Origin of the sequence: Rhodococcus wratislaviensis (assembly GCF_041228765.1) — a bacterium.
GTDB classification, from domain to species: Bacteria; Actinomycetota; Actinomycetes; order Mycobacteriales; family Mycobacteriaceae; genus Rhodococcus_F; species Rhodococcus_F wratislaviensis.
Genome location: NZ_CP150488.1, coordinates 3848952 through 3874700, shown reverse-complemented (window position 1 = coordinate 3874700; position 25749 = coordinate 3848952). Strand labels below are relative to the sequence as shown.

The window sequence follows — 25749 nt, the reverse complement described above, 5'->3', positions numbered from 1 at the left end:
CGTGTCATGATGTTCGAGCCGATCGCGCGGAAATCCGCGTCCACCGAAGTCTTCGACCAGATCACCGCGCGTGTGCTCGGCGGCGACCTCGCCGCCGGCGACGCCCTGCCGAGCGAACGACGACTGGCCGAAGCCTTCGGGGTGTCCCGGCCCGCGGTCCGGGAAGCGATCCAGAAGCTTGCCCAGGCCGGACTCGTCGAGGTCAGGCAAGGCGATGCCACCTCGGTCCGCGACTTCCGGCAGCACGGCGGGCCCGAACTGCTGTCCCAGCTGCTGGTCCGCGACGGCGTACCCGATTGGGCGGTGGTCCGAAGCGTTCTCGAGGCCCGGCGGATGATCGGCGTGCAGGTCGCCCGCCTCGCCGCGGGACGGGCGACCGGAGAGTCGGGTGCCGCCCTCCGCGACGCCGTGGATCACCTCGCCTCGGACAGCGACCCGGTCGCGCAGCAGGTCGGCGCCCTGGCCTTCTGGGAGCGCGTCGTCGACACCGCCGATTCCCTCGCGTTCCGGCTCATCTTCAACAGCCTCCGCAACGCGTACGAACCGACCATGACGGCGATGGCCGCCGTCATGGTCGCAGAAGTCGGCCGCACCGACCTGTATTACCAGCTGGCAGAAGCGATCTCCGCTCACGACGAAGACACCGCGGGCCAGACCGCCACAACACTTCTCGACCTCGGAACGGCGGCCGTCACCGCCGTGATCGACACCCTGCACCACCACGATTCGGAGAAGGACACATGACCACGAACCCTCCCGCTGATCGCCGCCAACGCAGGTCGATCACCCTCCGCGACGCCGCGGACCAGTTCCGCCGCCATCCCTCCCCGTGGATGATCGGCGGCATGCTGGTCGCCGCGGTTGCCGCCCGCCTGGTCGTCGGTGACTGGCAGCTGACCGACGCCGTCCTTCCGCTGGTGATGCTGGCCGTGTTCCCGTTCGCCGAGTGGGTCATCCACGTGGGCATTCTGCACTGGAAGCCCCGAAAGGTTCTGGGCCTGACCGTCGATTCGCTGCTCGCCCGGAAGCATCGTGAGCACCACGTCGACCCCCGCGACGTGCCGCTCGTCTTCATCCCGTGGCAGACGCTGACGTGGCTGATCCCGGTTCTCGTCGCCATCTCGCTGCTCGCGTTCCCGCGCACCGGACTCGGACTCACGTTCCTGGTGGTGCTGAGCGTCCTGGGTGTCCTCTACGAATGGACGCACTACCTCATCCACAGCGACTACAAGCCGAACTCCCGCCTGTACCGCGCGATCTGGCGCAACCATCGCCATCACCACTACAAGAACGAGCACTACTGGTTCACCGTCACCACCTCGGGAACCGCCGACCGGATCCTGGGCACCGACCCCGACCCCGAATCGGTCGAGAAGTCGCCCACCGCCCGCAACCTCCACTCGGTGCGCTGACGCGCCCGTGAGTACTTCTCAACCGCCCGCGGTTAACCCTGGATCCACCGATGTGGTGTCGGGGTAGGTGAGTCGAAACGGCGAGATGCCCTTGCGTGCTGAAAGAATTGGACTTCTCACAGAACCAGTTCGATCGACACGAAGGGCATCTCTAGGGTGCAACTATCCCACACCCACCCGGTGACGGCCTCGGCGTTCGACGACCGCAATCTCCTCGCCGCGGCCGGACTGGTCCCGGTCCTGGGGTTGGCTCAGGACTGCGGCCTCGATGACCTGGCAGACGAGCATCTGACGCTGCCCACCGACAAGGGCGCACACGCGGGCCGGAAGGTGACCGCACTGGTAGCGGGCATGGTCGCCGGCGCCGACAGCATCGACGACATGGCGCTGCTGCGGCACGGCGCCATGCCCACGGTATTCGACCGCCCGTACGCCCCGTCGACGCTGGGCTCCTTCCTGCGGACGTTCTCCTTCGGGCACGTCCGCCAACTCGACGCCGTCGCCGCCCGATTCCTGCAAGGCCTGGCCGAACGAACACCGCTGGTCGGTGGGCCCGAATCAGGTGGGCGGATCCTCGTCGACCTCGACGACACCATCGTCGAGGTGCACGGGCACGCCAAGCAGGGTTCGGGCTACGGATATACGGGGGTCCGGGGTTGAACGCGCTGATCGCCACCGCCACCACCGACGGGCGGGCACCGGTGATCGTCGGCCAACGCCTGCGCCGCGGCGGCTGCGGATCCCCACGCGGGGCATCCCGGATGGTCAGCGACGCCCTCGCCACACTCGGCCGCCTGCGCCCGCAGCTGTCACCGGGGTCTGTGCTGGTGCGGGCCGACTCGGCCTTCTACGGGCACCCGACCGTGTCCGCGGCACTGCGCTCCGGCGCCGACGTCTCGGTCACGGTGCGGATGACCGCGACGGTGAAGGCGGCGATCGCCGCCATCGACGAGGATGCGTGGACCCCGATCGAATACACCGACGCCGTCTACGACGAACAGGCCGGCCGGTGGATCTCCCGCGCCGAGGTCGCCGAGATCGACTTCACCGCGTTCACCCGCCTCGCCTCCGAGCGGACACCGGGCCGGTTGGTGGTGCGCCGCATCCCCGACCTGCGGGAACACACCGATGGTCAGGGCACGTTGTTCGACGCCTGGCGGTTCCACGCGTTCTTCACCACCACCGACCCCGCCGTCCTGGACACCGTGGCCGCGGACAAGATCCACCGCGGGCACGCGATCATCGAGCAGGTCCACGCCGACCTGAAGAACTCCGCGCTCGCGCACCTGCCGTCGGGGCGGTTCGCCGCCAACAGTGCCTGGCTGGTGCTTGCGGTGATGGCGTTCAATCTCACCCGCGCCGCCGCCACCCTCACCGGGGCCCGCCTGGCCAAGGCGACGACCGCCACCATCCGCCGGACCCTGATCTCGGTCCCGGCGCGGATCGCGTCCTCGGCCCGCCGCCTCACCCTGCACCTGCCGCGGCGCTGGCCCTGGGAATCCGAATGGAACCAACTCTTCACCCACACCCGACATCGAAGACCCCAGGTCACCTAATCCGCCCGGCCACCCCCGGCCCCGACCCGAAAGACCCAGTGGAACAACCCGACACATCGGTCGGGCGATCACCCACACCCCTGACAGCCCATCAACGGCCACAACCGAACCCATCACCCGACCCGCCCCTATCGGTGGATCCAGGTTAACAAGTACTCACGGGCGGCGACGCCGCAGCTTGTTGCCCAACCAGACGATGGGGTCGTACCGGCGGTCGACCACCCTTTCCTTCATCGGAATGATGGCGTTGTCCGTGATCTTTATCCCTTCGGGGCACACCTCGGTGCAGCATTTGGTGATGTTGCAGAGCCCGAGACCGAATTCTTCCTGCGCCGCGTCACGACGATCGGCCGTGTCGAGTGGATGCATCTCCAGTTCGGCGACACGGATGAAGAAGCGGGGGCCGGAGAACGCCGGCTTGTTGTCGTCGTGATCACGGATGACGTGGCAGGTGTTCTGGCAGAGGAAGCACTCGATGCACTTGCGGAATTCCTGCGACCGTTCGACGTCGACCTGCTGCATCCGGTACTCGCCCGGCCCGAGCCCCGGCGGCGGGGTGAACGACGGGATCTCCCGCGCCTTCGCGTAGTTGAACGACACGTCGGTGACGAGATCCCGGATGACCGGGAACGCTCGCAGCGGCGTGACCGTCACGACCTCGTCTTCGGTGAACGTCGACATCCGCGTCATGCACAGCAGCCGTGGCTGGCCGTTGATCTCCGCGGAACACGACCCGCACTTGCCCGCCTTGCAGTTCCATCGCACCGCCAGGTCCGGGGTCTGCGTCGCCTGCAACCGGTGGATGATGTCGAGCACCACCTCACCTTCGTTGACGGGGATGGAGTAGTCCTGGAGTGCTCCGCCGTCGGCGTCGCCGCGCCAGACCCGGAACTGCGCGTCGTAACCCATCTCAGGCCTTCCTTCCCGGGTGTTCCGCGAGTTCGGCGTCGGTGTAGTACTTGGCCAGTTCGTCGATGTCGAAGAGTTCCAACAGCTCTGCGCGCATCGGGAGCTGCGGCTCGCGGGTGACGGTGACATCCGGCACCACCGAATCGGGATGCGCGGACATGTCGCCGACCACGCTGCACACCAGCAGGGTATTGCGCCACTCCGCCTCCATGCTCGGGTGGTCGTCGCGGGTGTGCCCGCCGCGACTTTCCGTGCGCAGCAAGGCCGCCTGCGCGACGCATTCGCTGACCAGCACCATGTTCCGCAGGTCCACGGCGAGGTGCCATCCCGGGTTGAACTGGCGGTGCCCCTCCACCTCCACGCCCCCGATCCGGCCCTTGATCTCCGTGAGTTTCTCCAGAGCGCGGACGATCTCGTCTTCCTTCCGGATGATGCCGACGAGGTCGTTCATGGTCTGCTGCAGTTCGGTGTGGAGCGTGTACGGGTTCTCGGTGGTGCCGCCCTCCCCGACCGCGGGATCGAACGGCGACAACAACATCCGTGCCGCAGCATCGACGGCGTCCGCGGAGACGACCGGCCGCTCCTGCAGCGACTTCACGTACTCCGCCGCCCCCAGTCCGGCGCGACGCCCGAACACGAGAAGGTCGGAGAGGGAGTTGCCGCCGAGCCGGTTGGAACCGTGCATCCCGCCCGAACACTCCCCCGCCGCGAACAGACCCGCGACGCTGGACGATCCGCTGTCGGGATCGACTTCGATGCCCCCCATCACGTAATGGCAGGTGGGCCCGACCTCCATCTGCTCCTTCGTGATGTCGACGTCGGCGAGTTCCTTGAACTGGTGGTACATCGAGGGCAGCCGCCGGACGATCTCGTCGGCGGGCATCCGTGAGGCGATGTCGAGGTACACGCCGCCGTGCGGGGTCTGCCGTCCGGCCTTGACCTCGGAGTTGATGGCCCGGGCCACCTCGTCGCGGGGCAGCAGATCCGGTGTGCGGCGGTTGTTGTCGGAATCCTTGTACCAGCCGTCTGCTTCTTCCTCGGTCTCCGCGTACTGGCCTTTGAAGACCGGCGGGATGTACGAGAACATGAACCGTTCGCCCTCGGAGTTCTTCAGGACCCCGCCGTCGCCGCGAACGCCTTCCGTCACGAGGATGCCCTTGACGCTCGGCGGCCACACCATGCCGGTGGGGTGGAACTGCACGAACTCCATGTTGATGAGGTTGGCGCCCGCGCGCAGGGCGAGGGCGTGACCGTCGCCGGTGTACTCCCACGAGTTCGACGTCACCTTGAACGACTTGCCGATCCCGCCGGTGGCCATCACGACCGCCGGCGCCTCGAACAGGACGAAACGTCCACTCTCGCGCCAGTATCCGAATGCACCCGAGATCCGGTCGCCGTCCTTGGTCAGCTCGGAGATGGTGCACTCGGCGAAGATCTTGATCCGGGCCTCGTAGTCGCCGGTGGCGGCGAAATCTTCCTGCTGCAGCGACACGATCTTCTGCTGCATGGTGCGGATCAGTTCGAGTCCGGTGCGATCACCGACGTGCGCGAGCCGCGGATACGTGTGACCGCCGAAGTTGCGCTGGCTGATCCGGCCGTCGGGGGTCCGGTCGAACAGGGCGCCGTACGTTTCGAGTTCCCATACCCGGTCGGGAGCCTCACGGGCGTGCAGTTCGGCCATTCGCCAGTTGTTGAGGAATTTGCCGCCGCGCATCGTGTCCTGGAAATGGGTCTGCCAGGTGTCCTTCTCGTTGGCGTTTCCCATCGCGGCGGCGCAGCCACCCTCCGCCATGACCGTGTGCGCCTTGCCGAACAGCGACTTGCAGACGACGGCGACGGACAGACCCTGTTCGCGGGCCTCGATGACCGCTCGCAGTCCGGCGCCGCCGGCACCGATGACCACGACGTCGTACTGGTGCCGTTCGACTTCCGTCATTCCACTCCCTCTTCGATGAAGTCAGTTGATCAGGCGCAGGTCGGAGATGGTGCCGCTGGCCACGAGCATCACGTAGAAGTCGGTGATGATCAGTGTGGCGAGGGTGGTCCAGGCGAGCTGCATGTGCCGGGTGTTCAGTGTGCTGACCCAGGTCCAGAGCCGGTACCGGATCGGGTGCTTGGAGAAGTGGGTGAGTCTGCCACCCATGACGTGCCTGCAGGAATGGCAGGAGACGGTGTACGCCCAGAGCAGGATCACGTTGCAGACCATGATGAGTGTGCCGAGCCCGATTCCGAATCCGCCGTCGGCGCCGTGGAACGCGCGGATCGCGTCGTACGTGTTGATCAGCGAGACGACGAGTGCGACGTAGAAGAAGTAGCGGTGTGCGTTCTGGACGATCAGCGGCAGGCGCGTCTCACCCGTGTAGGTGCCATGGGGCTCCGCGACCGCGCACGCGGGCGGCGAGAACCACACCGACCGGTAATAGGCCTTGCGGTAGTAGTAGCAGGTGAGCCGGAATCCGAGCAGGAACGGCAGCACCAGGAACCCGAGCGGGATGATCATCGGCAACTCGCCGATGGGTGTCCCGAAGTCGCTCGAACCGGGCACACAAGAATCGCTCAGGCACGGCGAGTAGAACGGCGTCAGGTAGTGATAGTCCTCGACGAAGTACGCGGTGCGGACCCACGAGCGGACCGATGCATACACCACGAAGACGGACAGGCCGAGCACCGTCAGCAGCGGGGCCAGCCACCACCGGTCGGTGCGGAGGGTGCGTTCCGCTATCCGGGCACGCGTCGGTGCCCCCACACCGGCACTTTCGGGCTTCTTCGGCGGCGCGCTCATCCGCGCTCGTAGTGGAGCCCGCCCAGCCCCTCGTCGTCGACGCCGAGCCACATCGACGCGTCGTACGGGGTGTCCGACACCTTGATTCGCTCCACCGGCTCGCGGTGGACGACGTTCGGCGGCGATGCGTCGAGGTCGCGCGCGTCGATCTCGAGCCGTTCCAGATCGTTGGTCAGTCGCCGCACGGATGCGGCGTCGCCGTACATCGAATGCAACGACCCGACAGCGCGCCGGAGACGGTCGATGGTGCGATTCAATTCGAGCATTTCGGAGGTCGACATGTGACCCCTCCCAACCCAGCCGGATGTAGCCGTGACACGAATCACACTACCGACATTCCGGGAACCCGGGGCAGCTTTCGGCCCCCGGCAACGCCGTGGCGATGAATTTCGCCGGGCAGCCGAGTCCATACCTGTAGGACAACCGAAACCGAACCCCACCGGGAGGAAATCATGGCCGACGCCACGATCGGAAGCATCCTGCTCGCCAGCACGCGCCCCGAGCGATTGCGGGACTGGTACACGGCCGCATTCTCGCCGAAGGTCGAACGTACCCCCGGCGAACCCGGCTACGACGTCCTCGATTTCGACGGCTTCTACATCATGCTCGACCGCCGCGACGACGTCGGCGACACGAATCCCGAACCCGGCCGCGTACTCCTCAACGTCGAGGTCACCGACGCCCGCGCCGCAGCAGGCCGGATCGACGAACTCGGTGCGACGTGGCTGTCCCCGCTCGAGGATCGTGACGGCAGCTGGTTCGGCACCGCCGTCGACCCCGACGGCAACTACGTCCAGATCATCCAGCTCAGCGCGCAGGCGCGGGCCGAGATGTCCTGACCGGCAGAGAAAGAGAACAGACATGTTGAACAATGCGAGAGCATTCAGTGGATTCGCCGTCGACGACATCGCCGCGGCCAAGTCCTTCTACACCGACGCCCTGGGCCTCGAGGTCACCGAGGAGGAGATGGGCCTGCTGGGCCTGCATCTCCCGAAGGGGCCCGTGGTGCTGATCTACCCCAAGCCCGACCACACGCCGGCGACGTTCACCATCCTCAACTTCGCCGTCGAGGACGTCGAGAAAGCCGTCGACGCGCTCACCGAACGCGGGATCCAGTTCCTGCGGTATGACGGTTTCGATCAGGACGACAAGGGAATCATGCGCGGCAACGGTCCCGACATCGCGTGGTTCACCGACCCGGCCGGCAACGTGCTGTCGGTGCTGGCGGAATCCTGACGGCCGCTCAGCGAGCCGTCAGCGTCGCCTTCAGCCAGGTGCCGTCGAACCACGTGGACGCGGCCGCACCGAACGACGCGGAGTCGAGGCGTCCGCTGCCCGCAGGCACCGAGCCGACGACGTCGACCCCCGTGACGGCGGGCAGGTCGTCGAGATTGCACCGCTCGGCCAGGCCGGGCTCGTCCGGCCACGACCCGATCACCGTTCCGGCGCACGCGAGACCGGCCGCCGACAGTGCCCGGATCGTGAGCTCGGTGTGGTTGAGCGTGCCGAGGGCTGCCGCGGCGACCACGACAGCCGGTGCGTCGAGGGCGCGCGCGAGATCGACGAGCGTGAAGCCCTCCGCGCCCAATCGCACCAGCAGGCCGCCCGCTCCCTCGACGAGCACCAGATCGTGCCGGTCGTCGAGAGCGCGGACCGTCTCGACGACGTCGGCGCACCGCAGCATCGGCAGGCCGCTGCGCCGGGCAGCGGTGTCGGGGGCGAGGGGTTCGGGGTAGCGGGCGAGTTCCACCACCGCCGTGACACCGGACAATCTGGTCACCTCGGCCAGATCGCCCGGTTCTCCCGGGGCGACGCCGGTCTGCGCGGGCTTGCACACCGCCACGGACAGGCCGGCCTCGCGTGCAGCCGCCGCGAGCGCCGCCGTGACCACCGTCTTGCCGACGTCCGTCGACGTGCCGGTGACCACCAGGATGCTCACGCCGACGCTCCCGTCAGGACGTCGGTCAGCACGGTTTCGATCCGCGCCAGCTCGTCCGCGTCGAGCGTCGCACGCGCGGTGAGCCGCAGACGCGACGTCCCCTCCGGCACCGACGGCGGCCGGAAGCAGCCGACGTGCAGTCCCTGTTCCCGGCAGGCGGCGGCGGCGTCGACGGCGCGTTGCGGGTCGCCGAGGATCACGGAGACCACGGCGGACTCCGGTGTCCCGGCGCCGGTGAACCGCGCGAGATCCCGTGCGCGATCGAGCACGGATTCGGCACGGTCCGGTTCACGCCGCAGGACGGCGAGCGCCGCCCGCGCCGCGCCGACGGCCGCGGGGGCCAGTCCGGTGTCGAAGATGAACGTGCGCGCGGCGTCGACGAGATGCGCGCGCACCTTCTCCGACGCCAGCACCGCACCGCCCTGACTGGCCAGCGACTTCGACAGCGTGGCCGTGACGACGATGTCGGGTTCGCCGGCGAGCCCCACCTCGTGCACGAGTCCGCGGCCCCCTGCGCCGCGGACTCCGACGCCGTGCGCCTCGTCCACGACGAGGAACGCGCCGTGGTCGCGGCACACCCGGTGGAGGTCGACGAGGGGTGCGAGATCACCGTCCGCGCTGAACACCGAGTCGGTGACGACCAGCGCCCGCTCCTCCGGCCGGGTGGCCAGTGCACTGCGGACGAAGTCGAGATCGGAGTGCGGTGCGACGGCGACGCGGGCCCGGGACAGCCGGCATGCGTCGACCAGCGACGCGTGGCTGCCCGCGTCGGAGACGATCAGCGATCCGGCGCCGGACAGTGCGGTGACGGCACCGAGATTCGCCGTGTACCCGGAGGAGAACACCAGCCCGGCCTCGGCGCCGACGAACTCGGCCAGTTCCGTTTCGAGGAGTTCGTGTTCGGTGGTCGATCCCGTGACCAGACGGGAGCCGGTGGCCCCCGCACCCCAGCGACGCAGCGCTGTCATCGCGCCGTGCAGCACCTCGGGGTGCCGTACGAGTCCGAGATAATCGTTGGACGCCAGGTCGATGAGCGCGTTGCCGGGCGTGCGTGGACGCAACTCGCGGCGCAGTCCCGCGGCACGCCGCCGGTCCTCGACGTCGTCGAGCCAGGTGGTGAAGGTGCGGTCGATACTCACCCCCGGCACCATACGCGACTTGAACGGTGTTCAACCCGGGTGGGCCCGGTTTTCCTCGGGTGGCTAGGGTCGAGACCGTGACCACCCCGAGCCTGTCCGTCGACGACATCACGTCCCTCGATGCCTCCCTGCTCTGGCATCCGTACGGCGCCTTCCCCGCCTCGACCACCCCGCTCGTGGTGGCGGAGGCGAGCGGGACGCGCCTCACTCTCGCCGACGGACGCGAACTCGTCGACGGCATGAGTTCGTGGTGGGCCGCGGTCCACGGGTACCGGCATCCCGTCCTCGACGCGGCGGCGACGGCGCAGCTCGGGCGGATGAGCCACGTGATGTTCGGCGGGCTCACCCACGAACCGGCCGCGCGGCTCGCCCAGCTGCTCGTCGAGATCACCCCGAACGGACTCGACAAGGTCTTTCTCGCCGATTCCGGGTCGGTGTCCGTCGAGGTCGCCGTCAAAATGTGCCTGCAGTACTGGCGCAGCCGCGGCAGGCCGGAGCGACATCGGCTACTCACCTGGCGCAGCGGGTACCACGGCGACACGTTCGCCCCGATGAGCGTCTGCGACCCGGACGGCGGCATGCACTCCCTATGGACGGACGTCCTGGCACGGCAGGTCTTCGCGGGACCGCCGCCCCGCGAGTTCGACCCGCAGTACGTCGCGGAGTTCGAGCGTCTGGTGGCGTCGCACACCGACGAACTGGCGGCCGTCATCGTGGAACCGGTGGTGCAGGGCGCCGGCGGCATGCGCTTCCACGACCCCCGGTACCTGTCGGAGCTGCGGCGGATCTGCGACGAGCACGGGCTGCTGCTGGTGTTCGACGAGATCGCGACCGGTTTCGGCCGCACCGGCGAGCTGTTCGCCGCGGACCACGCCGGTGTCCGGCCCGACATCATGTGCGTCGGCAAGGCCCTCACCGGCGGGTACCTGACGCTCGCGGCGACGCTCTGTTCCACCGACGTCGCCGAGACCATCAGCGCCGGGGACGCCGGCGGGCTGATGCACGGTCCCACGTTCATGGCCAATCCGCTCGCCTGCGCCGTCGCGGTGGCGTCGATCGACCTCCTGCTGTCGCGCGACTGGCGAGGCGAGGTCGAGGCCGTGCGCCGCGAGCTCGAATCGGGACTCGCGCCGGCGCGGGAACTGCCCGGCGTCCGCGAGGTCCGGGTGCTCGGCGCGATCGGTGTGATCGAACTCGCCGAACCCGTCGACATGCGGGCCGCCACCGACGCCGCGGTGGCCGCCGGGGTCTGGTTGCGGCCGTTCCGGAACCTGATCTACGCGATGCCGCCGTACGTGTGCACCACCGAGGACGTGCGGAAGATCACAGCCGGAATGCTTGCTGCCGCACGGAGCTCCACCCCGGGCCGCTAGCCCGCTCTCGTCGAGCTGAGAGCGACGCCGACGCGGGCTAGTGTTCTCGATATGGAAGCAAGCGAGTCGACCGGCACCACGCCCATTCCCGTGTGGCCCGGCAGCGCCTACCCCCTGGGTGCCACCTACGACGGGGCCGGGACGAACTTCTCCTTGTTCTCCGAGGTCGCCGAGGCGGTCGATCTCTGCCTCATCGCGAAGGACGGCACGGAGACGCGGGTGCGCCTCGACGAGGTCGACGGCTACGTGTGGCACGCGTACCTGCCGACCGTCGTTCCCGGTCAGCGCTACGGGTACCGGATCCACGGGCCCTGGGATCCCGCGGCCGGCCACCGCTGCGACCCCAGCAAGCTTCTCCTCGACCCCTACGGCAAGGCGTTCGACGGCGAGTTCGACGGAGACCGGTCGCTGTTCTCCTACGACATCGACGCGCCCGACGAGCCCGCCTCCGAGGACTCGGAGGACGTCATCGAGATCGTCGACACGGACGACGACATCGAGGCCGAGGACGACGCCGAACTCGCAGCGGAACCCGAGGACACCTCGGTGCCGGGACTGCCCGGACACGACTCGCTCGGCCACACGATGACGACGGTGGTGATCAACCCGTTCTTCGACTGGGCCGCCGACCGCGCGCCGAAACACCCCTACCACGACACCGTGATCTACGAGGCCCACGTCAAGGGCATGACGGCGACGCACCCCGGCGTGCCGGAGGAGCTTCGCGGCACGTATGCGGGCCTCGCGCATCCGGTGATCATCGACCACCTCGTCGACCTCGGGGTCACCGCGATCGAACTGATGCCGGTGCATCAGTTCATGCACGATCAGACGCTGCTCGACAAGGGGTTGCGGAACTACTGGGGCTACAACACGTTCGGGTTCCTCGCCCCGCACACCGGGTATTCGTCGGCGGAGAAGCCGGGCGCCGCGGTGTCGGAGTTCAAGGCGATGGTCCGCTCGTTCCACGAGGCGGGCATCGAGGTCATCCTCGACGTCGTCTACAACCACACCGCCGAGGGCAACCACCTCGGTCCGACCATCTCGTTCCGCGGCATCGACAACGCCGCCTACTACCGGCTCGTCGACGGCGACGCCGAGCATTACATGGACTACACGGGCACCGGGAACAGTCTCAACGCCCGGCACCCGCACACGCTGCAACTGATCATGGACTCGCTGCGGTACTGGGTCACCGAAATGCACGTCGACGGATTCCGGTTCGACCTCGCGTCCACGCTGGCCCGTGAACTGCACGACGTCGATCGGCTCTCCGCGTTCTTCGACCTCGTCCAGCAGGATCCGATCGTCAGCCAGGTCAAGCTCATCGCCGAGCCGTGGGACATCGGCGAGGGCGGCTACCAGGTGGGCAACTTCCCGGGCCTGTGGACGGAGTGGAACGGCAAGTACCGGGACACGGTGCGCGACTACTGGCGCGGCGAACCCGCGACGCTCGGCGAATTCGCGTCCCGGCTCACCGGCTCCTCCGACCTGTACGAGGCGACCGGGCGCCGTCCCGGCGCGAGCATCAACTTCGTCATCGCCCACGACGGGTTCACCCTGCACGACCTGGTGTCGTACAACGAGAAGCACAACGAGGCGAACGGCGAGGGCAACAACGACGGCGAGAGCCACAACCGGTCCTGGAACTGCGGTGTCGAGGGACCGACGGACGATCCGGAGATCCTCGACCTGCGCGGGCGGCAGAGCCGCAACATCCTGGCCACCCTGCTGCTCAGCCAGGGAACCCCGATGCTGGCGCACGGCGACGAGATGGGCCGCACCCAGCAGGGCAACAACAACGTGTACTGCCAGGACTCGGAACTGTCGTGGATGGACTGGTCGCTGGCGGACTCCAACGCCGACCTGGTCGAGTTCACCAAACGGGTGATCGCACTGCGGATGAAGAATCCAGTGTTCCGTCGTCGCCGGTTCTTCGAGGGCACCCCCATCCGCAGCGGTGATCAGACCCGCGACATCGCGTGGCTCACCCCGGCCGGTGAGGAGATGACCCCCGAGGACTGGGACAGCGGTTTCGGGAAGTCGCTCGCGGTCTTCCTCAACGGAGAGGGCATCCCCGAACCCAACCACCGAGGCGAGCGGGTGGTCGGCGACTCGTTCCTGCTGTGTTTCAACGCGCACGACGAGGAGATCGAGTTCTCCACGCCGAACTCCGATTACGCCGACGAATGGGCGGTCGTGCTCGACACCGCCGTCCCGACGGGGGCGAAGGAAGCGGTGATCAAGGCCGGGAATCCGCTGCTGGTCGAGGCCCGGTCGCTGGTCGTGCTGCGCCGGACCGCCTGAGCCGGGGACGACGATGTCGATCACGGCCACCTACCGGCTGCAACTGCGCGGTGACTGCTTCACCCTGGCGGACGCCGCCGCCGTCGCCGACTACCTGGACGACCTCGGGATCTCCCACGTCTATCTGTCGCCGATCCTGACGGCCACCACCGGGTCGACCCACGGCTACGACGTCACCGACGTGACCCGCGTGTCCCCCGCACTCGGCGGGCGGGAGGCGCTGGCCGCGCTGGCCCAGGAGTTGCAGGGCCGCGGCATGGGCCTGGTCGTCGATCTCGTCCCCAACCATGTGGGTGTCGCGAATCCGCGTGAGAACGCGTGGTGGTGGGACGTGCTCACGCACGGTCGCCGCTCCGAGTACGTCGGGTACTTCGACATCGACTGGAGCGACGACAACGGCGCAGGCGGGCGGCTCGCGCTGCCCGTCCTCGGATCGGACGCCGATCTCGAGTCGCTGACCGTCGACCGCTCGGGACCCGAGCCGTTGCTCGCGTTCTACGAGCACCGTTTCCCGATCACCCCCGGCACCGACGCCACCGAGCCGAAGGCGGTGCACGACGCGCAGTCCTACCGTCTGGTCCCGTGGGACTCCGGGCTCATCGGGTACCGCCGGTTCTTCGCGGTCAGCGAACTGGCCGGCGTCCGTCAGGAAGACCCGCGGGTATTCGAGGCCTCGCACCGCGAACTGCGGAGCTGGGTGGCGGACGAGTTGATCGACGGAGTGCGCATCGACCACCCCGACGGGTTGTCCGATCCGGCCGAGTACCTCGACCGGCTGCGCGACGTGATCGGCGCTGACCGGTGGCTCGTGATCGAGAAGATCCTCGGCCACACCGAACCACTGGACGACCACCTGCCGATCGCGGGCACCACCGGCTACGACGCACTGGCCGAACTCGGCGGCGTCTTCGTCGACGCGTCGGGAGCGCCCGCGCTCACTGCCCTGTCGGCGGCCCGCACGGGCGACCGGGGTGACGCGACGTGGATCCACGATCACGAAACGGCGATCAAACGCGACGTCGCCGGAACCATCCTCGCCCCGGAGGTCCGGCGCCTCGTCCGCGCGATCCGCGCGGAGACCGGCACCGACAGCAGCGATGCGGACCTGCGCGACGCCGTCGTGGACGCCGTCGCGGCCATGCCCGTGTACCGGTCCGACTACAGTCCGCTGGCCGGGCTGGCGAAGCGCGTGATCGGTGACGTCCTGCGGCGGGAACCGCAACGGTCCGACGCGCTGTCCGCCCTCGCCGCCGCCCTGATCGCCGGCGGTGAGGCAGCCAGCCGCTTCCAGCAGGTGTGTGGCGCGGTGATGGCGAAATCCGTGGAGGACTGCCTGTTCTACCGCACCGCCCGGCTCGTGTCGCTGCAGGAAGTGGGTGGCAATCCGGCGAACGTCGGCGTCTCCCCCGCCGAATTCCACCTGGCCGCAGCCGAGCGAGCCACCCGGTGGCCGCAGGCGATGACGACGCTCTCGACGCACGACACGAAGCGCGGGGAGGACGTCCGGTCCCGGATCGGCATCCTGTCGCAGGTGCCGGATCTGTGGGCGGAATGCGTCGATCAGTGGGAACGCATCGCACCCAGCCCGGATCCCGTCACCGGACTGTTCCTGTGGCAGAACCTGTTCGGGGTGTGGCCGGTCGACGGCCGGGCCGCGGGCGACGTGCCCGACTTCCGGGACCGCGTCCACGCGTACGCGCAGAAAGCGGTCCGTGAGGCCGGGACCCGGACGTCGTGGCACGACGTGAACGAGGACTTCGAAACAGACCTCCACCGTTGGCTGGACACGGTGATCGACGGCACCGTCGGCAGGGCGCTCGGTTCGCTGTGCACCCAGCTGGCCCCGCACGCCTGGTCGGACTCGCTCGGTCAGAAGCTCCTGCAGCTGTGCGGGCCGGGGATCCCGGACGTGTACCAGGGAACCGAGCTGTGGGAGGACTCGCTCGTCGACCCGGACAATCGCCGTCCCGTCGACTACGGCGTGCGACGGACCGTGCTCGCGGGGCTCGGCACTCCCCCGGTCGATGCGACGGGCGCGGCCAAGATGCACGTCGTCCGCACGGCTCTGCGCCTGCGCCGGGAACGTCCGGACAGTTTCGTCGGCGGGACCTATGCGCCGGTCTTCGCGTCGGGGACCGCGGCGGAGCATCTGATCGGTTTCACTCGCGGACGACAAGGAGCGGCGCCGGACGTCGTGGCACTGGCCACCCGGCACACCGTCGGACTGGAGCAACGCGGCTGGGGCGACACGACCGTGACCCTCCCGGACGGCACCTGGACCGATCTGCTCACCTCCGAGGCGTACACCGGCGGCCGCGTCGACACGTCGACGCTGTTCGCCCGCTACCCCGTTGCCCTTCTGGCCCTGTGAGTACTTCTTAACCGCCCGCGGTTAACAAGTACTCACAGGGGTACTGGCTCTGGTATGTCGCGACGTGTGGTTGCCCGGGCGTACGGAGGGCCGGAGGTCCTCGCGGTCGTCGACGCGGAGCCGGTGGGTCCCGCACCCGGCGAGGTGGTGATCGAGGTTCGCGCCATCGGGGTCAACCCGATCGACTACAAGCTCTACAGCGGCGCGTTCGGCGCCGACCCGGACGCCCTGCCCCTGCGGCTGGGCAGCGAGGCCACGGGCATCGTCGGCGAGGTGGGTGACACCGCGGCGGGACCGGTGGGCCCGATCTCGGTGGGCGACGAGGTGATCGTGTATCCGGTGTCGGAGTCGTATGCGGATCGACTTGTCGTGTCCGGTGATTCGGTGATCCCGAAACCGGCGTCGTTGCCGTGGAACGAGGCTGCCGGACTTCTCGCGGTGGGTGCCACCGCGGTCGACACCCTCGACACGGCGAACGTCGGCGCCGGCGACCTCCTGCTCGTGCACGGAGCGTCGGGCGGCGTCGGGTCGTTCGTCGTGCAGTTGGGGCGGGCCCGCGGTGCCACGATCATCGGCACGGCGCGCCCCGAGCACCACGACTACGTCCGTTCGCTCGGCGCCACCCCGGTGTCCTACGGCACCGGCCTAATCGATCGGGTCCGTGTCCTGGCACCGGACGGGGTGGATGCCGTCATCGACACCGCGGGCAGCGACGAGGCGGTCGACGTGTCCGTGGACCTGGTGCGGGACCGGTCGCGGTTGGTGACGACCGTCCCCGGGCCCCGGCCGGCGGAAGCCGGTTTCCGGATCGTGGGTGCGCTGGGGCCGGAAGGCATGGAGCCGCGTAAGCGGGCCCGCGTCTACCTCGTCGACCTCGCGGGCAACGGGGACGTGCGGGTGCGCGTCGCGCGCACGTACGCGCTGTCCGAGGCGGCGCGGGCTCACGCCGATCTCCGGAAACCGCACGCGGCGGGCAAGTTCATCCTGCTGCCGTAGGCGGGACGCACCTCGGATCAGTGGAGCAGACTCGCCCGGATCGTCGCTTTCACCCAGTTCCGGTACTCGTCGACGTCCCACCCGCACTGCCGGCGCAGCATCGAATACACCTGCGGCGACACGACCGTGAACAGCACGTCGGCGGCTCGCTGGACGGAGATCTCGGGACGCAGCAGTTCGTGCGCGGCGAGTCCCTCGGCGAGCGTCATCGCATTCTCGGCCGAGGCCCGCGCTCCCTCGTCGGCGAACCGCCGCATGTCGTCGTCCGCTCCCGAGGATTCGATCGACGTCGTCATCAGGGTCCCGGCCCGCTCCAGGACGTCGGTGCTGAATCCGACCATCTGGTCGAGGATCCGTTCGACCGGGTCGCCGTCCCGGGGCACCTGTGTGGGGGCCGCGGCGCCATCACCCTCGATGGCCGCGTGAAGTACCTCGTGGAACAGTTCCGCCTTGCCACCGGGAAACGCGGTGAACACCGTGCGGGTCGAGACCCCGGCGGCCTCGGCCACGGTCCGCACCGTCGTGCTGACGTATCCACGGTCGATGAACAGCCGGGCCGCGGCGTCCCGGACGAGGAGACGGGTCCGGCGCGCCGATTCCGCACGCAGCGGCGAACTGTAGGGCCTCTTGGCGGATTCAGGCATGGGCTCACGATAGACGCATTCGATACATCACTCGTGCAACCAATATGGCACGGCGATTCGCCGCACATCGACCAGGCGAAACGCCCGATACCTACGACTTCGGGTGTTCCACCCAGGCATCGGATCCAGGAAACACGAGCGCCTCGTGGCCGTCGTCGTACCGGACGAGATAGGGCGGTTCGCCGTTCTCTCCGTGTACCTCCACGACCTCGGCGGTCGTCTCGTGCACTCCGACCACCCGCCCCTGAACGTGCAACCGGTCTCCCACTGCTACGTGCATGACTGCTCCTCGCGACGTTCGAGTCCGTACTCTCAGCTTGCTACTTCCGGAACCGGGGCGAAAGGGCCGACTCGCCGCCATCTCTGCCGGCGTGTGCCATCGTGGGGACATGGCTACGTATCGATACCTCGACAAGGACCGTAACGTGCTCGAGGAGCAGGACTTCGGCACCGTGCAGGACGCCGAGGAACACCGGTTGTCCGTTCTCGGCGCCGAGATCATCGAGGAGGTCGAGGACTCCGGCACACCCGAGAGCTGACTGTTCTGCGCGGCCCGCCGCGTCGAGGCATGCTGATCGGGTGCACACATTCGAGGTATGGGCCCCGATTCCGGAATCCGTCTCTGTGGAGGTCGACGGCCGACGCCACGACATGACGCCGTCACCGGACGGATGGTGGCGAGCCGACGTCGACGCGTCGCCGGATTCCCGGTACGCGTTTCTCCTCGACGACAGCGACACCCCACTTCCCGATCCCCGGTCACCGCGCCAGCCCGACGGAGTCCACAGTCCGTCGCAGCTCCACACCCTCGACGAGAGCCTCTGGACCGACTCGCGGTGGACCGGGCGGCAACTCGCCGGCTCCGTCGTCTACGAATTGCACGTCGGCACGTTCACCCCGGAGGGCACGTTCGCAGCCGCCGTCGACAAGCTCGACCATCTCGTCGCTCTCGGCGTCGACTTCGTGGAACTGATGCCCGTCAACGGTTTCAACGGAACCCACAACTGGGGATACGACGGCGTTCTCTGGTACACGGTGCACGAGGGTTACGGCGGGCCGGACGGACTGCAGACCCTCGTCGACGCGTGCCACGCCCGCGGTCTCGGCGTGGTCCTCGACGCCGTGTACAACCACCTCGGACCGTCCGGCAACTACCTCGACCGGTACGGCCCGTACCTGGCGCAGGGCGCCAACACGTGGGGCCGGAGCATCAATCTGGACGGACCGGACAGCGGCGAAGTACGCCGATACATCATCGACAACGCGCTGCGGTGGTTCCGCGAGTTCCACATCGACGCGCTCCGCCTCGACGCGGTCCATGCGCTCGTCGACCACACCGCCACCCACCTTCTCGAGGACCTGGCCATCGAGACCCGCCGGCTGTCCGCGCACCTGAGGCGGCCGCTGACGCTGATTGCCGAGAGCGACCTCAACGATCCGCGCCTGATCACGTCGCGGTCGGCAGGCGGCTGCGGCCTCGACGCCCAGTGGGACGACGACGTGCATCACGCCATTCACGCCGCGGTCTCGGGCGAGAGGCAGGGCTATTACGGGGATTTCGGTTCGATGGCCTGCCTCGCCGACACTCTGCGCCAGGGGTGGTTCCATGCGGGCACGTTCTCGACGTTCCGCGGTCGCACCCACGGCAGGCCGCTGGATACCCGCCGGACCCCGGCCAGTTCTCTGGTCACGTACACGTGCACACACGATCAGATCGGCAACCGGGCGATCGGCGACCGCCCCGGCACGTATCTCGATTCCGGGCAGCTCGCCGTGAAGGCCGCGCTCGTGCTGTGCTCGCCGTTCACGCCGATGCTGTTCATGGGTGAGGAGTGGGGGGCGAGCACCCCGTTCCAGTTCTTCACCTCCCACCCCGAACCGGAACTCGCGAGAGCGACGGCGGAGGGGCGCAAGGCCGAGTTCGCCGAGCACGGCTGGAGCACGGACGACGTCCCCGACCCGCAGGACCCGGAGACGTTCGAGCGGTCCAAGCTCGACTGGGACGAACTGGTCCGCGAACCGCATGCCCGGCTGCTCGACTGCTATCGCTCGTTACTGCACCTACGACGGGAGCGCGCCGAGTTGACGGATCCGTGGCTCGAGAACCTGTCCGTCGACTACGACGAGGCGGAGCAGTGGATCGTGGTGCACCGCGGGGCACTTCGGATCGCGTGCAACCTGGGTGCCGAACCGGTGACCGTCCCGGTCGGCGGCTCCCCTGTGCTGTGGTGGGAGCCGCCGACACAGGACGAGACCGCGTCGGCGACGGTGCTACCGGGTCACTCGTTCGTGGTGCTCGACAGCTCGCCCTGACGGTCGCGCAGCATCCGCAGGACGAGGATGGCGGTCGCGAACAGGATCACGGCCGTCGCGCCCGCGGCGACGTGCATGCCGTCGACGAACGCCGACTGCGCGGACTCCAGGAACGCCGCCCGGACCGTCTCCGGGAGGTGCTGGGCCTCCGCGACGGCGGCACCGAGCGTGCCCTGCGCGGGCTCGACCTGTTCCGGTGGCAGCATCGACGTGTCGAGGCCGCTCCGGAAAATCGCCATGACGACGCTGCCGAGCACTGCGACGCCGAGTGCGATACCGAGTTCGTATGCGGTCTCGGACACCGCGGAGGCGGCGCCGGCCCGTTCGGGCTCGACGGCGCTGACCACGAGGTCGGACGTCAGGGTCAGTGCGATTCCGACACCGGCGCCTGCGAGGCCGAAGCCGATGACGAACATCGTCGGGGCACCGTCCACACCGAGCGTGAGCATCAGCGCCGCACCCACCGCCGCGGTCGCGAGACCGCCGCCGAGCACGTGCGACGTGGCCCACCGGCGGACCATCCAGGCCGCCGCGAGTGCGGTGACCGCGCTCATCAGCATGCCGGGCAGCATCAGCACGCCCGATTCGAACGCGCTGTTACCCAGCACCAACTGCAGGTACTGCGAGCCGAAGAACAGCACGCCGGCCAGCGCGAAGATGGACAGCAGGTTGGTGAGGACGGCGGTCGAGAACGCCGGCTTGGCGAACAGGCCGATGTCGATCATCGGGTCCTTCATCGCCTTCTGCCTGCGCACGAACACCACACCGGACACGACGCCGACGAGTCCGACGGCGAGCAGCACCGGGTCGACACCGTGCACCACGGTCTCCTTGACCGCGTAGACCAGCGGCAGCATCGTCGTCATCGACAGCGCCGCGCTGAGCAGGTCGAAGCGTCCCGGGGCGGGGTCCTTGGACTCGGGAATGACGAGCGGTCCCACGGCGATCAGAACCAGCATCACGGGGATGTTGATCAGGAACACCGAACCCCACCAGAAGTGCTCGAGCAGCCAGCCGCCGATCAGCGGGCCCGCCGCGGTGCCGCCACCGGCCATCGCGCCCCACACGCCGATGGCGAGGGTCCGCTGGCGAGGGTCGACGAAGATCGTGCGGATCAGACCGAGTGTCGCGGGCATCAGCGTCGCACCCGAGATTCCCTGCAGTACGCGCGCCGCGATCAGCATCTCGGGTGTCGGCGACCACGCCGCGATCAGCGACGCGATGCCGAATCCGGCGGCACCGACGAGCAGCAGGCGACGCCGTCCGATCCGGTCGCCGAGCGTGCCCATCGTGATGAGCAGGCCGGCGAGGACGAACGAGTAGACGTCGATGATCCACAGCAGCTGTGTGCTGCTGGGTTCGAGGTCTGCGCTGATGAACGGCAATGCGAGGTCGAGCACTGTGCCGTCGACGGCGATCAGGAGGACGGCGAAGGCCAGGACGACCAATCCGAGCCAGTCTCGGCGTGATGCGGAGGTCTGATCCGGCGCGCCATGAGCGTCGTTGATCCCGCGATCCGTGGAGACAGACATTTATCTTCCTGCGACTTTCCGATTAGAGAGCTGGCGGCAATTAACCGTCCAGCCGGTACAGTTCCGTTACATTACCGTGAACCGTCCGGACGGTAAAGTTATTTCCCGGGTACAGTCCGTCACCATGGCTGCCGGTACGCGCGATCGAATACTCGACGCCCTCGAGAAGCTGCTGCTCGACGTGGGAATAGCCCAGGTGACCCTCGAAGCCGTCGCGGCGGAGGCGGGAGTCTCCAAAGGCGGACTCCTCTACCACTTCCCCAGCAAGGAAGCCCTCCTCGCCGCCATGGTGCGCCGGCTCGGTGAGCGTGCGGACGCCCAGCGCGCCGACGCCGTGTCCGGCGGCACGTCACTGTCCGAGTGGTATCTCCAGGTCCCCGACGCGAGCACCACCGAGGAACTCGCCCTCTACCGGTCGACCATCGCCGCGCTACGGAGCGTCGACGGTCAGCACGACGAGATCCAGAAGGCCGTTACCGAAGTGATGCGCGGCTGGGACGAAGGTCTCCAGAGCGAGATCGACGACCCCGTGCAGGCCGAGATCGTGCGCCTCGTCGGCGACGGCATCTACCTGGCCGCCCTGCTCGGGCTCCCCATGCCCGAGCCCGAGCTGTACAAGATGGTCGTCGCGCGGCTGCTGCAGAAGTAGCGGCTCAGGTGAGGTAGCGGTACGCGGGGCTCCCCGGCTCCAGGCGTTCCACCTGCATCCGGGACTGCTCCATCCGCTCGAGCAGTTCGCCGAGCCCCTCGGCCTTGCCGAGTTCGATACCCACCAGAGCGGCGCCGGTCTCGCGGTTGTTCCGTTTCACGTACTCGAACAGGGTGATGTCGTCCTCGGGGCCGAGCACCTCGTCCAGGAAGCGGCGCAGCGCGCCCGGCTCCTGCGGGAAGTCGACGAGGAAGTAGTGCTTCAGGCCGAGATTCACCAGCGAGCGTTCCAGGATCTCGCCGTACCGCGACACGTCGTTGTTGCCTCCGGAGATCAGGCACACCACCGTGGAACCCGGTTCGAACGTGATGTTCCCGAGGGCCGCCACCGACAGCGCGCCTGCCGGCTCCGCGATGATGCCCTCGTTCTGGTACAGCTCGAGCATCGTGGTGCACAGGGCGCCCTCGTCGAGGTTGGCCATCACGAAGCTCTCGGGATCGAGCCGGATCGTGGTGGACCGGTCGGACTGGCCCAGCGACGTGTGGGTCACCACCTCGGCGCCCAGGGCGGAGACCACCGCGTAGGGAAGGTCGCCGACCCGCTTCACCGACGCGCCGTCGACGAACGGGTCGATCTCCGTCAACGTCACGGGACCACCGGCCACCAGGGCCGCCGTCATCGACGCCGCCCCCGTCGGCTCCACCCCGACGATGGCCGTACGGGGTGCATGCGCACGCAGATACGTGGCGATACCGGCGATGCACCCGCCGCCACCGACCGGGACCAGTACGGAATCGGGGGCCGCACCGAGCTGCGCGAGGATCTCGGCGGCGATGGTGCCCTGCCCGGCCGCGGTACGGGCGTCGTCGAACGGCGCAACCATCGTCGCGCCCGTCCGCCGCACGTCGTCGGCGGCCGCAGCGGCAGCGGCGTCGTACGTCTCCCCCGTCAGGATCAGCTCGACGAACTCGCCGCCGTGCGCGCGGATGCGATCACGCTTCTGCTTGGGGGTGTTCGACGGAACATAGATGCGGCCGGTGATTTCCATTGTCCGGCAGGCGAACGCAACGCCCTGCGCATGGTTGCCCGCGCTGGCCGTCACCACTCCGGCCGCACGCTCGCCGGCATCGAGCTGGGCCATGAGGTTGTAGGCGCCGCGCAGCTTGTAGGAGCGGACGACCTGCAGGTCTTCGCGCTTGAGGTAGACGTTCGCGCCGGTCAGCGACGACAGGCGCTCGCTCCGCTGCAAAGGGGTCGCGTCGATCACGTGGGAAATTCGCTCGATGGCCGCGTCGATGTCGCCCACTGTCAGGGGCAAGGTGATGTTCTGGGCTGCGGTATCGGGCGATGTGGACACCCGGATATGTTCCCACTCTCGCGCCATGGGATACCAGTCGGGTTCAGCCGCGCGGATCGAACTGGGACGGTCGCGGCACGTTGCGGACGTTCGACTTCGCCATCTTCACGGCCTCGCCGACACCCCCGTTCATCACCATCTTCGACAACGCCAACGCGAAACCGGTGACCTGCCCGCCCGTGATGGTCGGTGGCAGCGACAACGCCAACGGGTCGGTGACCAGATCGACGAGAGCCGGTCCGTCGTGATCGAACGCCTGCCGCAGACCCGATTCGATGTCGGCCGGATCCTCGATCCGGCGGGCGAAGATGCCCAGTGCCGACGCCACCGCCGAGTAGTCGACGGGCGCGACGTCCACCCCGAAATCCGGCAGCCCGTCCACCAGCATCTCCAGCTTGACCATGCCCAGAGTGGAATTGTTGAACACCACGATCTTGACCGGGAGCCGGTACATCGCGACCGTCACCAGTTCCCCCAGCAGCATCGACAGCCCGCCGTCGCCCGACACGGACACCACCTGCCTGCCGGGTGCGCACACCTGGGCGCCGATCGCATGCGGCAGGGCGTTCGCCATCGATCCGTGCAGGGCCGAGGACAGGAACCGCCGCGACCCGTTCGGCGTCAGGTAGCGCGCCGTCCAGACGTTCGACATTCCCGTGTCGGTGGTGAAGATCGCGTCCTCGGCGGCGAGGTCGTCGAGGATCGACGCCGCATACTCCGGGTGGATCGGGATGCGCTGCTTCGCGGGTTTCGTATACGCACCGACCACCTTGTTCATCAGCGTCCGGTGCTTCTCGAGCATCTCGTCGAGGAATCGGCGATCGTCCTTCCGCCGGATCAACGGGGCAAGGGCACGCAACGTGCTCGCCACGTCGCCGTGCACGGCCAGGTCGACGTTCGTTCTCCGGCCGATTCGCTGTGCAGCCCAGTCGATCTGCGCGGTGCGGACGCCGTCGGGCAGGAACTGGTTGTACGGGAAGTCCGTTCCGACGAGCAGCAGAAGGTCGGCGCCGTGCATGCCGTCGTGCGCCGCGCCGTATCCCAGCAGCCCCGTCATTCCGACGTCGAAGGGGTTGTCGTACTGGATCCATTCCTTGCCGCGCAGCGTGTGGCCGATCGGCGCACCGATCGTGTCGGCCAGGGTCAGCAACTCCTCGCGAGCCTCCCGCACCCCTTCGCCGGCGAAGATCGCGACCTTTCCCGCCGCGTTCACGGCGTCGGCGAGCGCCTGCACGTCGGCCTGGGCGGGCACGATCGCCGGTGCGCCGGTGCGCGGCACCGACGGGGCCTTCCCCTCGGCGGGGCGGTCCGCGATGTCGCCCGGAAGGGTGATCACCGCAACGCCGGACAGCGCGGTCGCGTGCGCGATGGCGGACGCGGTCACGCGCGGCGCCTGAGCGGGACTTCCGATCAGCTCCGCGTACCGGGAGCACTCGACGAACAGGCGGTCCGGGTGGGTCTCCTGGAAGAAGCCGAGCCCGATCTGCTCGCTCGGGATCTGCGCCGCGATCGCGAGTACCGGCGCCCCCGAGCGGTCCGCGTCGTAGAGACCGTTGATCAGGTGCAGGTTCCCCGGGCCGCACGAGCCGGCGCACACCGCCAGCTTGCCGGTGACCTGCGCCTCCGCTGCCGCGGCGAACGCGGCGGCCTCCTCGTGACGCACGTGGATCCAGTCGATTCCGCCCTTCTCCGCGCCACCCGAACGCCGGACCGCGTCGACGACGGGATTGAGGCTGTCGCCCACGATTCCGTAGATCCGCTGGACGCCGGCGTCCTGGAGTTGACGCACCAGCTGATCGGCAACGGTTTTCGCTCTCATCGGGCCTCCGGTCGGGGGACGGTCGAACGGCGAAGGACAGCGGTGGTTCGGATGTCAGGCGGATTCGAGCACGAACACCGGGATCTCCCGGTCGGTCTTCTTCTGGTATTCGGCGTAGTCCGGGAACGCGGCGACGGCGCGATCCCACCACGTGACCTTCTCGTCGCCCGTGACCTCACGGGCCACCATGTCCTGTGTGGTCGAGCCGTCGCGGAGTTCGACATGCGGCTCGGCCTTCACGTTGTAGTACCAGACCGGATTCTTGGGGGCGCCGCCGAGTGAGGCGACGATCGCGTACGTCCCGTCGTGTTCGACACGCATCAACGGCGTCTTGCGAAGTTTGCCGGATTTCGCGCCGCGGGTGGTCAGCAGGACGACGGGCCTGCCGCCCAGCGTCGTGCCCTTGGCTCCGTCGGTGGATTCCATCAACTCGGCCTGATCTGCTGCCCACTTGGACGGACTGGGCTCGTATTCACCTGTGAGTGGCATGCGTCCAGTCAACACCTGATCCGCGAGAACGCGCCACCGAATCCGCCGAACGAGCGCACATGCGAAGAACCGCATCCGTTTGTTCGTTGCGCCGAACTCCGGGTTCCGAGTACCCTGATCCCACGCGGGGGACGTCCGCTCCCCCGACCCGCGCCAGTGAGG

The 25749-nt window shown here is 68.3% G+C and carries 23 protein-coding genes and 1 pseudogene; 12 read left to right on the top strand and 12 right to left on the bottom strand.

The window, feature by feature from the left end:
- Positions 1-6: 6 nt before the first annotated feature.
- The 3 genes and pseudogenes from WKC72_RS17825 to WKC72_RS17815 all read left to right on the top strand — a co-directional run bounded on the left by WKC72_RS17825 (position 7) and on the right by WKC72_RS17815 (position 2968).
- Positions 7-744, top strand: a complete 738-nt coding sequence (locus tag WKC72_RS17825; RefSeq protein WP_112299708.1) for a FadR/GntR family transcriptional regulator — start codon at positions 7-9, stop codon at positions 742-744.
- Complete coding sequence (locus tag WKC72_RS17820) at positions 741-1412, top strand: sterol desaturase family protein (protein WP_370183704.1); 672 nt, start codon at positions 741-743, stop codon at positions 1410-1412. The genes WKC72_RS17825 and WKC72_RS17820 overlap by 4 nt, the downstream gene beginning before the upstream one ends.
- A gap of 156 nt (positions 1413-1568) precedes the next feature.
- A pseudogene (locus WKC72_RS17815) lies at positions 1569-2968 on the top strand (IS1380-like element ISRop1 family transposase).
- 156 nt (positions 2969-3124) lie between these two features.
- On the opposite strand, the gene WKC72_RS17810 reads toward WKC72_RS17815, so the two are convergent.
- The 4 genes from WKC72_RS17810 to WKC72_RS17795 are packed head-to-tail and all read right to left on the bottom strand — an operon-like array spanning position 3125 to position 6940.
- Positions 3125-3877, bottom strand: a complete 753-nt coding sequence (locus WKC72_RS17810; RefSeq protein ID WP_037240754.1) for a succinate dehydrogenase/fumarate reductase iron-sulfur subunit — start codon at positions 3875-3877, stop codon at positions 3125-3127.
- Between the two features lies 1 nt (position 3878).
- Positions 3879-5813: a fumarate reductase/succinate dehydrogenase flavoprotein subunit gene (locus tag WKC72_RS17805; RefSeq protein WP_007297414.1), complete on the bottom strand. Its 1935-nt coding sequence runs from the start codon at positions 5811-5813 to the stop codon at positions 3879-3881.
- A 21-nt stretch (positions 5814-5834) separates the two neighbouring features.
- Positions 5835-6659, bottom strand: coding sequence for a hypothetical protein (locus tag WKC72_RS17800; protein WP_037240749.1), 825 nt, complete (start codon positions 6657-6659; stop codon positions 5835-5837).
- Entirely contained in the window at positions 6656-6940 is a 285-nt protein-coding gene (locus tag WKC72_RS17795; protein WP_037240747.1) for a hypothetical protein, read from the bottom strand. Before WKC72_RS17795 ends, WKC72_RS17800 begins: the two co-directional genes overlap by 4 nt.
- Positions 6941-7111: 171 nt before the next feature.
- On the opposite strand from WKC72_RS17795, the gene WKC72_RS17790 reads away from it, so the two are divergent.
- Together WKC72_RS17790 and WKC72_RS17785 are read left to right on the top strand one after the other, a co-directional pair.
- A complete protein-coding gene (locus WKC72_RS17790; RefSeq protein ID WP_037240744.1) occupies positions 7112-7498 on the top strand; it encodes a VOC family protein in 387 nt (128 codons plus the stop codon).
- A 22-nt stretch (positions 7499-7520) separates the two neighbouring features.
- Positions 7521-7895: a VOC family protein gene (locus WKC72_RS17785; RefSeq protein ID WP_037240741.1), complete on the top strand. Its 375-nt coding sequence runs from the start codon at positions 7521-7523 to the stop codon at positions 7893-7895.
- A 7-nt stretch (positions 7896-7902) separates the two neighbouring features.
- Here the strand turns inward: WKC72_RS17785 and bioD are convergent, their stop codons facing one another.
- Both bioD and WKC72_RS17775 read right to left on the bottom strand, forming a co-directional pair.
- Positions 7903-8598, bottom strand: coding sequence for a dethiobiotin synthase (gene bioD, locus WKC72_RS17780; RefSeq protein WP_112299710.1), 696 nt, complete (start codon positions 8596-8598; stop codon positions 7903-7905).
- A complete protein-coding gene (locus WKC72_RS17775; protein ID WP_037240736.1) occupies positions 8595-9749 on the bottom strand; it encodes an 8-amino-7-oxononanoate synthase in 1155 nt (384 codons plus the stop codon). The genes bioD and WKC72_RS17775 overlap by 4 nt, the downstream gene beginning before the upstream one ends.
- A 65-nt stretch (positions 9750-9814) precedes the next feature.
- Between WKC72_RS17775 and WKC72_RS17770 the strand changes: the two genes are divergently transcribed.
- The 4 genes from WKC72_RS17770 to WKC72_RS17755 are packed head-to-tail and all read left to right on the top strand — an operon-like array spanning position 9815 to position 16784.
- Entirely contained in the window at positions 9815-11110 is a 1296-nt protein-coding gene (locus WKC72_RS17770; RefSeq protein WP_370183697.1) for an adenosylmethionine--8-amino-7-oxononanoate transaminase, read from the top strand.
- A 51-nt stretch (positions 11111-11161) separates the two neighbouring features.
- Positions 11162-13417 carry a glycogen debranching protein GlgX gene (gene glgX, locus WKC72_RS17765; protein ID WP_370183694.1) on the top strand — a complete coding sequence of 752 codons (2256 nt, stop codon included), beginning with the start codon at positions 11162-11164 and terminating at the stop codon, positions 13415-13417.
- Positions 13418-13430: 13 nt separating this feature from the next.
- On the top strand, positions 13431-15788 hold the full coding sequence (gene treY / locus WKC72_RS17760; RefSeq protein WP_370183693.1) for a malto-oligosyltrehalose synthase: 2358 nt from the start codon (positions 13431-13433) through the stop codon (positions 15786-15788).
- 54 nt (positions 15789-15842) lie between these two features.
- Positions 15843-16784 carry an NADP-dependent oxidoreductase gene (locus tag WKC72_RS17755; protein WP_370183691.1) on the top strand — a complete coding sequence of 314 codons (942 nt, stop codon included), beginning with the start codon at positions 15843-15845 and terminating at the stop codon, positions 16782-16784.
- A 17-nt stretch (positions 16785-16801) separates the two neighbouring features.
- On the opposite strand, the gene WKC72_RS17750 is transcribed toward WKC72_RS17755, so the two are convergent.
- On the bottom strand, positions 16802-17428 hold the full coding sequence (locus tag WKC72_RS17750) for a TetR/AcrR family transcriptional regulator (RefSeq protein WP_370183688.1): 627 nt from the start codon (positions 17426-17428) through the stop codon (positions 16802-16804).
- A gap of 91 nt (positions 17429-17519) precedes the next feature.
- Complete coding sequence (locus tag WKC72_RS17745; protein ID WP_005247576.1) at positions 17520-17708, bottom strand: DUF1918 domain-containing protein; 189 nt, start codon at positions 17706-17708, stop codon at positions 17520-17522.
- A gap of 109 nt (positions 17709-17817) precedes the next feature.
- On the opposite strand from WKC72_RS17745, the gene WKC72_RS17740 reads away from it, so the two are divergent.
- On the top strand, positions 17818-17967 hold the full coding sequence (locus WKC72_RS17740; protein WP_005260252.1) for a hypothetical protein: 150 nt from the start codon (positions 17818-17820) through the stop codon (positions 17965-17967).
- A 40-nt stretch (positions 17968-18007) separates the two neighbouring features.
- Positions 18008-19741: a malto-oligosyltrehalose trehalohydrolase gene (gene treZ, locus WKC72_RS17735; RefSeq protein WP_370183683.1), complete on the top strand. Its 1734-nt coding sequence runs from the start codon at positions 18008-18010 to the stop codon at positions 19739-19741.
- Here treZ and WKC72_RS17730 read toward each other — a convergent pair.
- Complete coding sequence (locus WKC72_RS17730) at positions 19708-21273, bottom strand: MFS transporter (protein ID WP_112299717.1); 1566 nt, start codon at positions 21271-21273, stop codon at positions 19708-19710. The genes treZ and WKC72_RS17730 overlap by 34 nt on opposite strands.
- Before the next feature lie 124 nt (positions 21274-21397).
- Between WKC72_RS17730 and WKC72_RS17725 the strand changes: the two genes are divergently transcribed.
- Complete coding sequence (locus tag WKC72_RS17725; protein WP_037226667.1) at positions 21398-21922, top strand: TetR/AcrR family transcriptional regulator; 525 nt, start codon at positions 21398-21400, stop codon at positions 21920-21922.
- A gap of 4 nt (positions 21923-21926) precedes the next feature.
- On the opposite strand, the gene ilvA is transcribed toward WKC72_RS17725, so the two are convergent.
- Genes ilvA through WKC72_RS17710 form a run of 3 tightly spaced genes read right to left on the bottom strand, consistent with a single transcriptional unit; the run spans position 21927 to position 25587 of the window.
- Positions 21927-23279: a threonine ammonia-lyase IlvA gene (gene ilvA, locus WKC72_RS17720; RefSeq protein ID WP_037226701.1), complete on the bottom strand. Its 1353-nt coding sequence runs from the start codon at positions 23277-23279 to the stop codon at positions 21927-21929.
- Between the two features lie 43 nt (positions 23280-23322).
- Positions 23323-25098 (bottom strand): pyruvate dehydrogenase, encoded by a 1776-nt coding sequence (locus tag WKC72_RS17715; protein ID WP_037226665.1) that lies wholly within the window; start codon positions 25096-25098, stop codon positions 23323-23325.
- A gap of 54 nt (positions 25099-25152) precedes the next feature.
- Positions 25153-25587: a nitroreductase family deazaflavin-dependent oxidoreductase gene (locus WKC72_RS17710; RefSeq protein WP_037226700.1), complete on the bottom strand. Its 435-nt coding sequence runs from the start codon at positions 25585-25587 to the stop codon at positions 25153-25155.
- Positions 25588-25749: the final 162 nt, after the last annotated feature.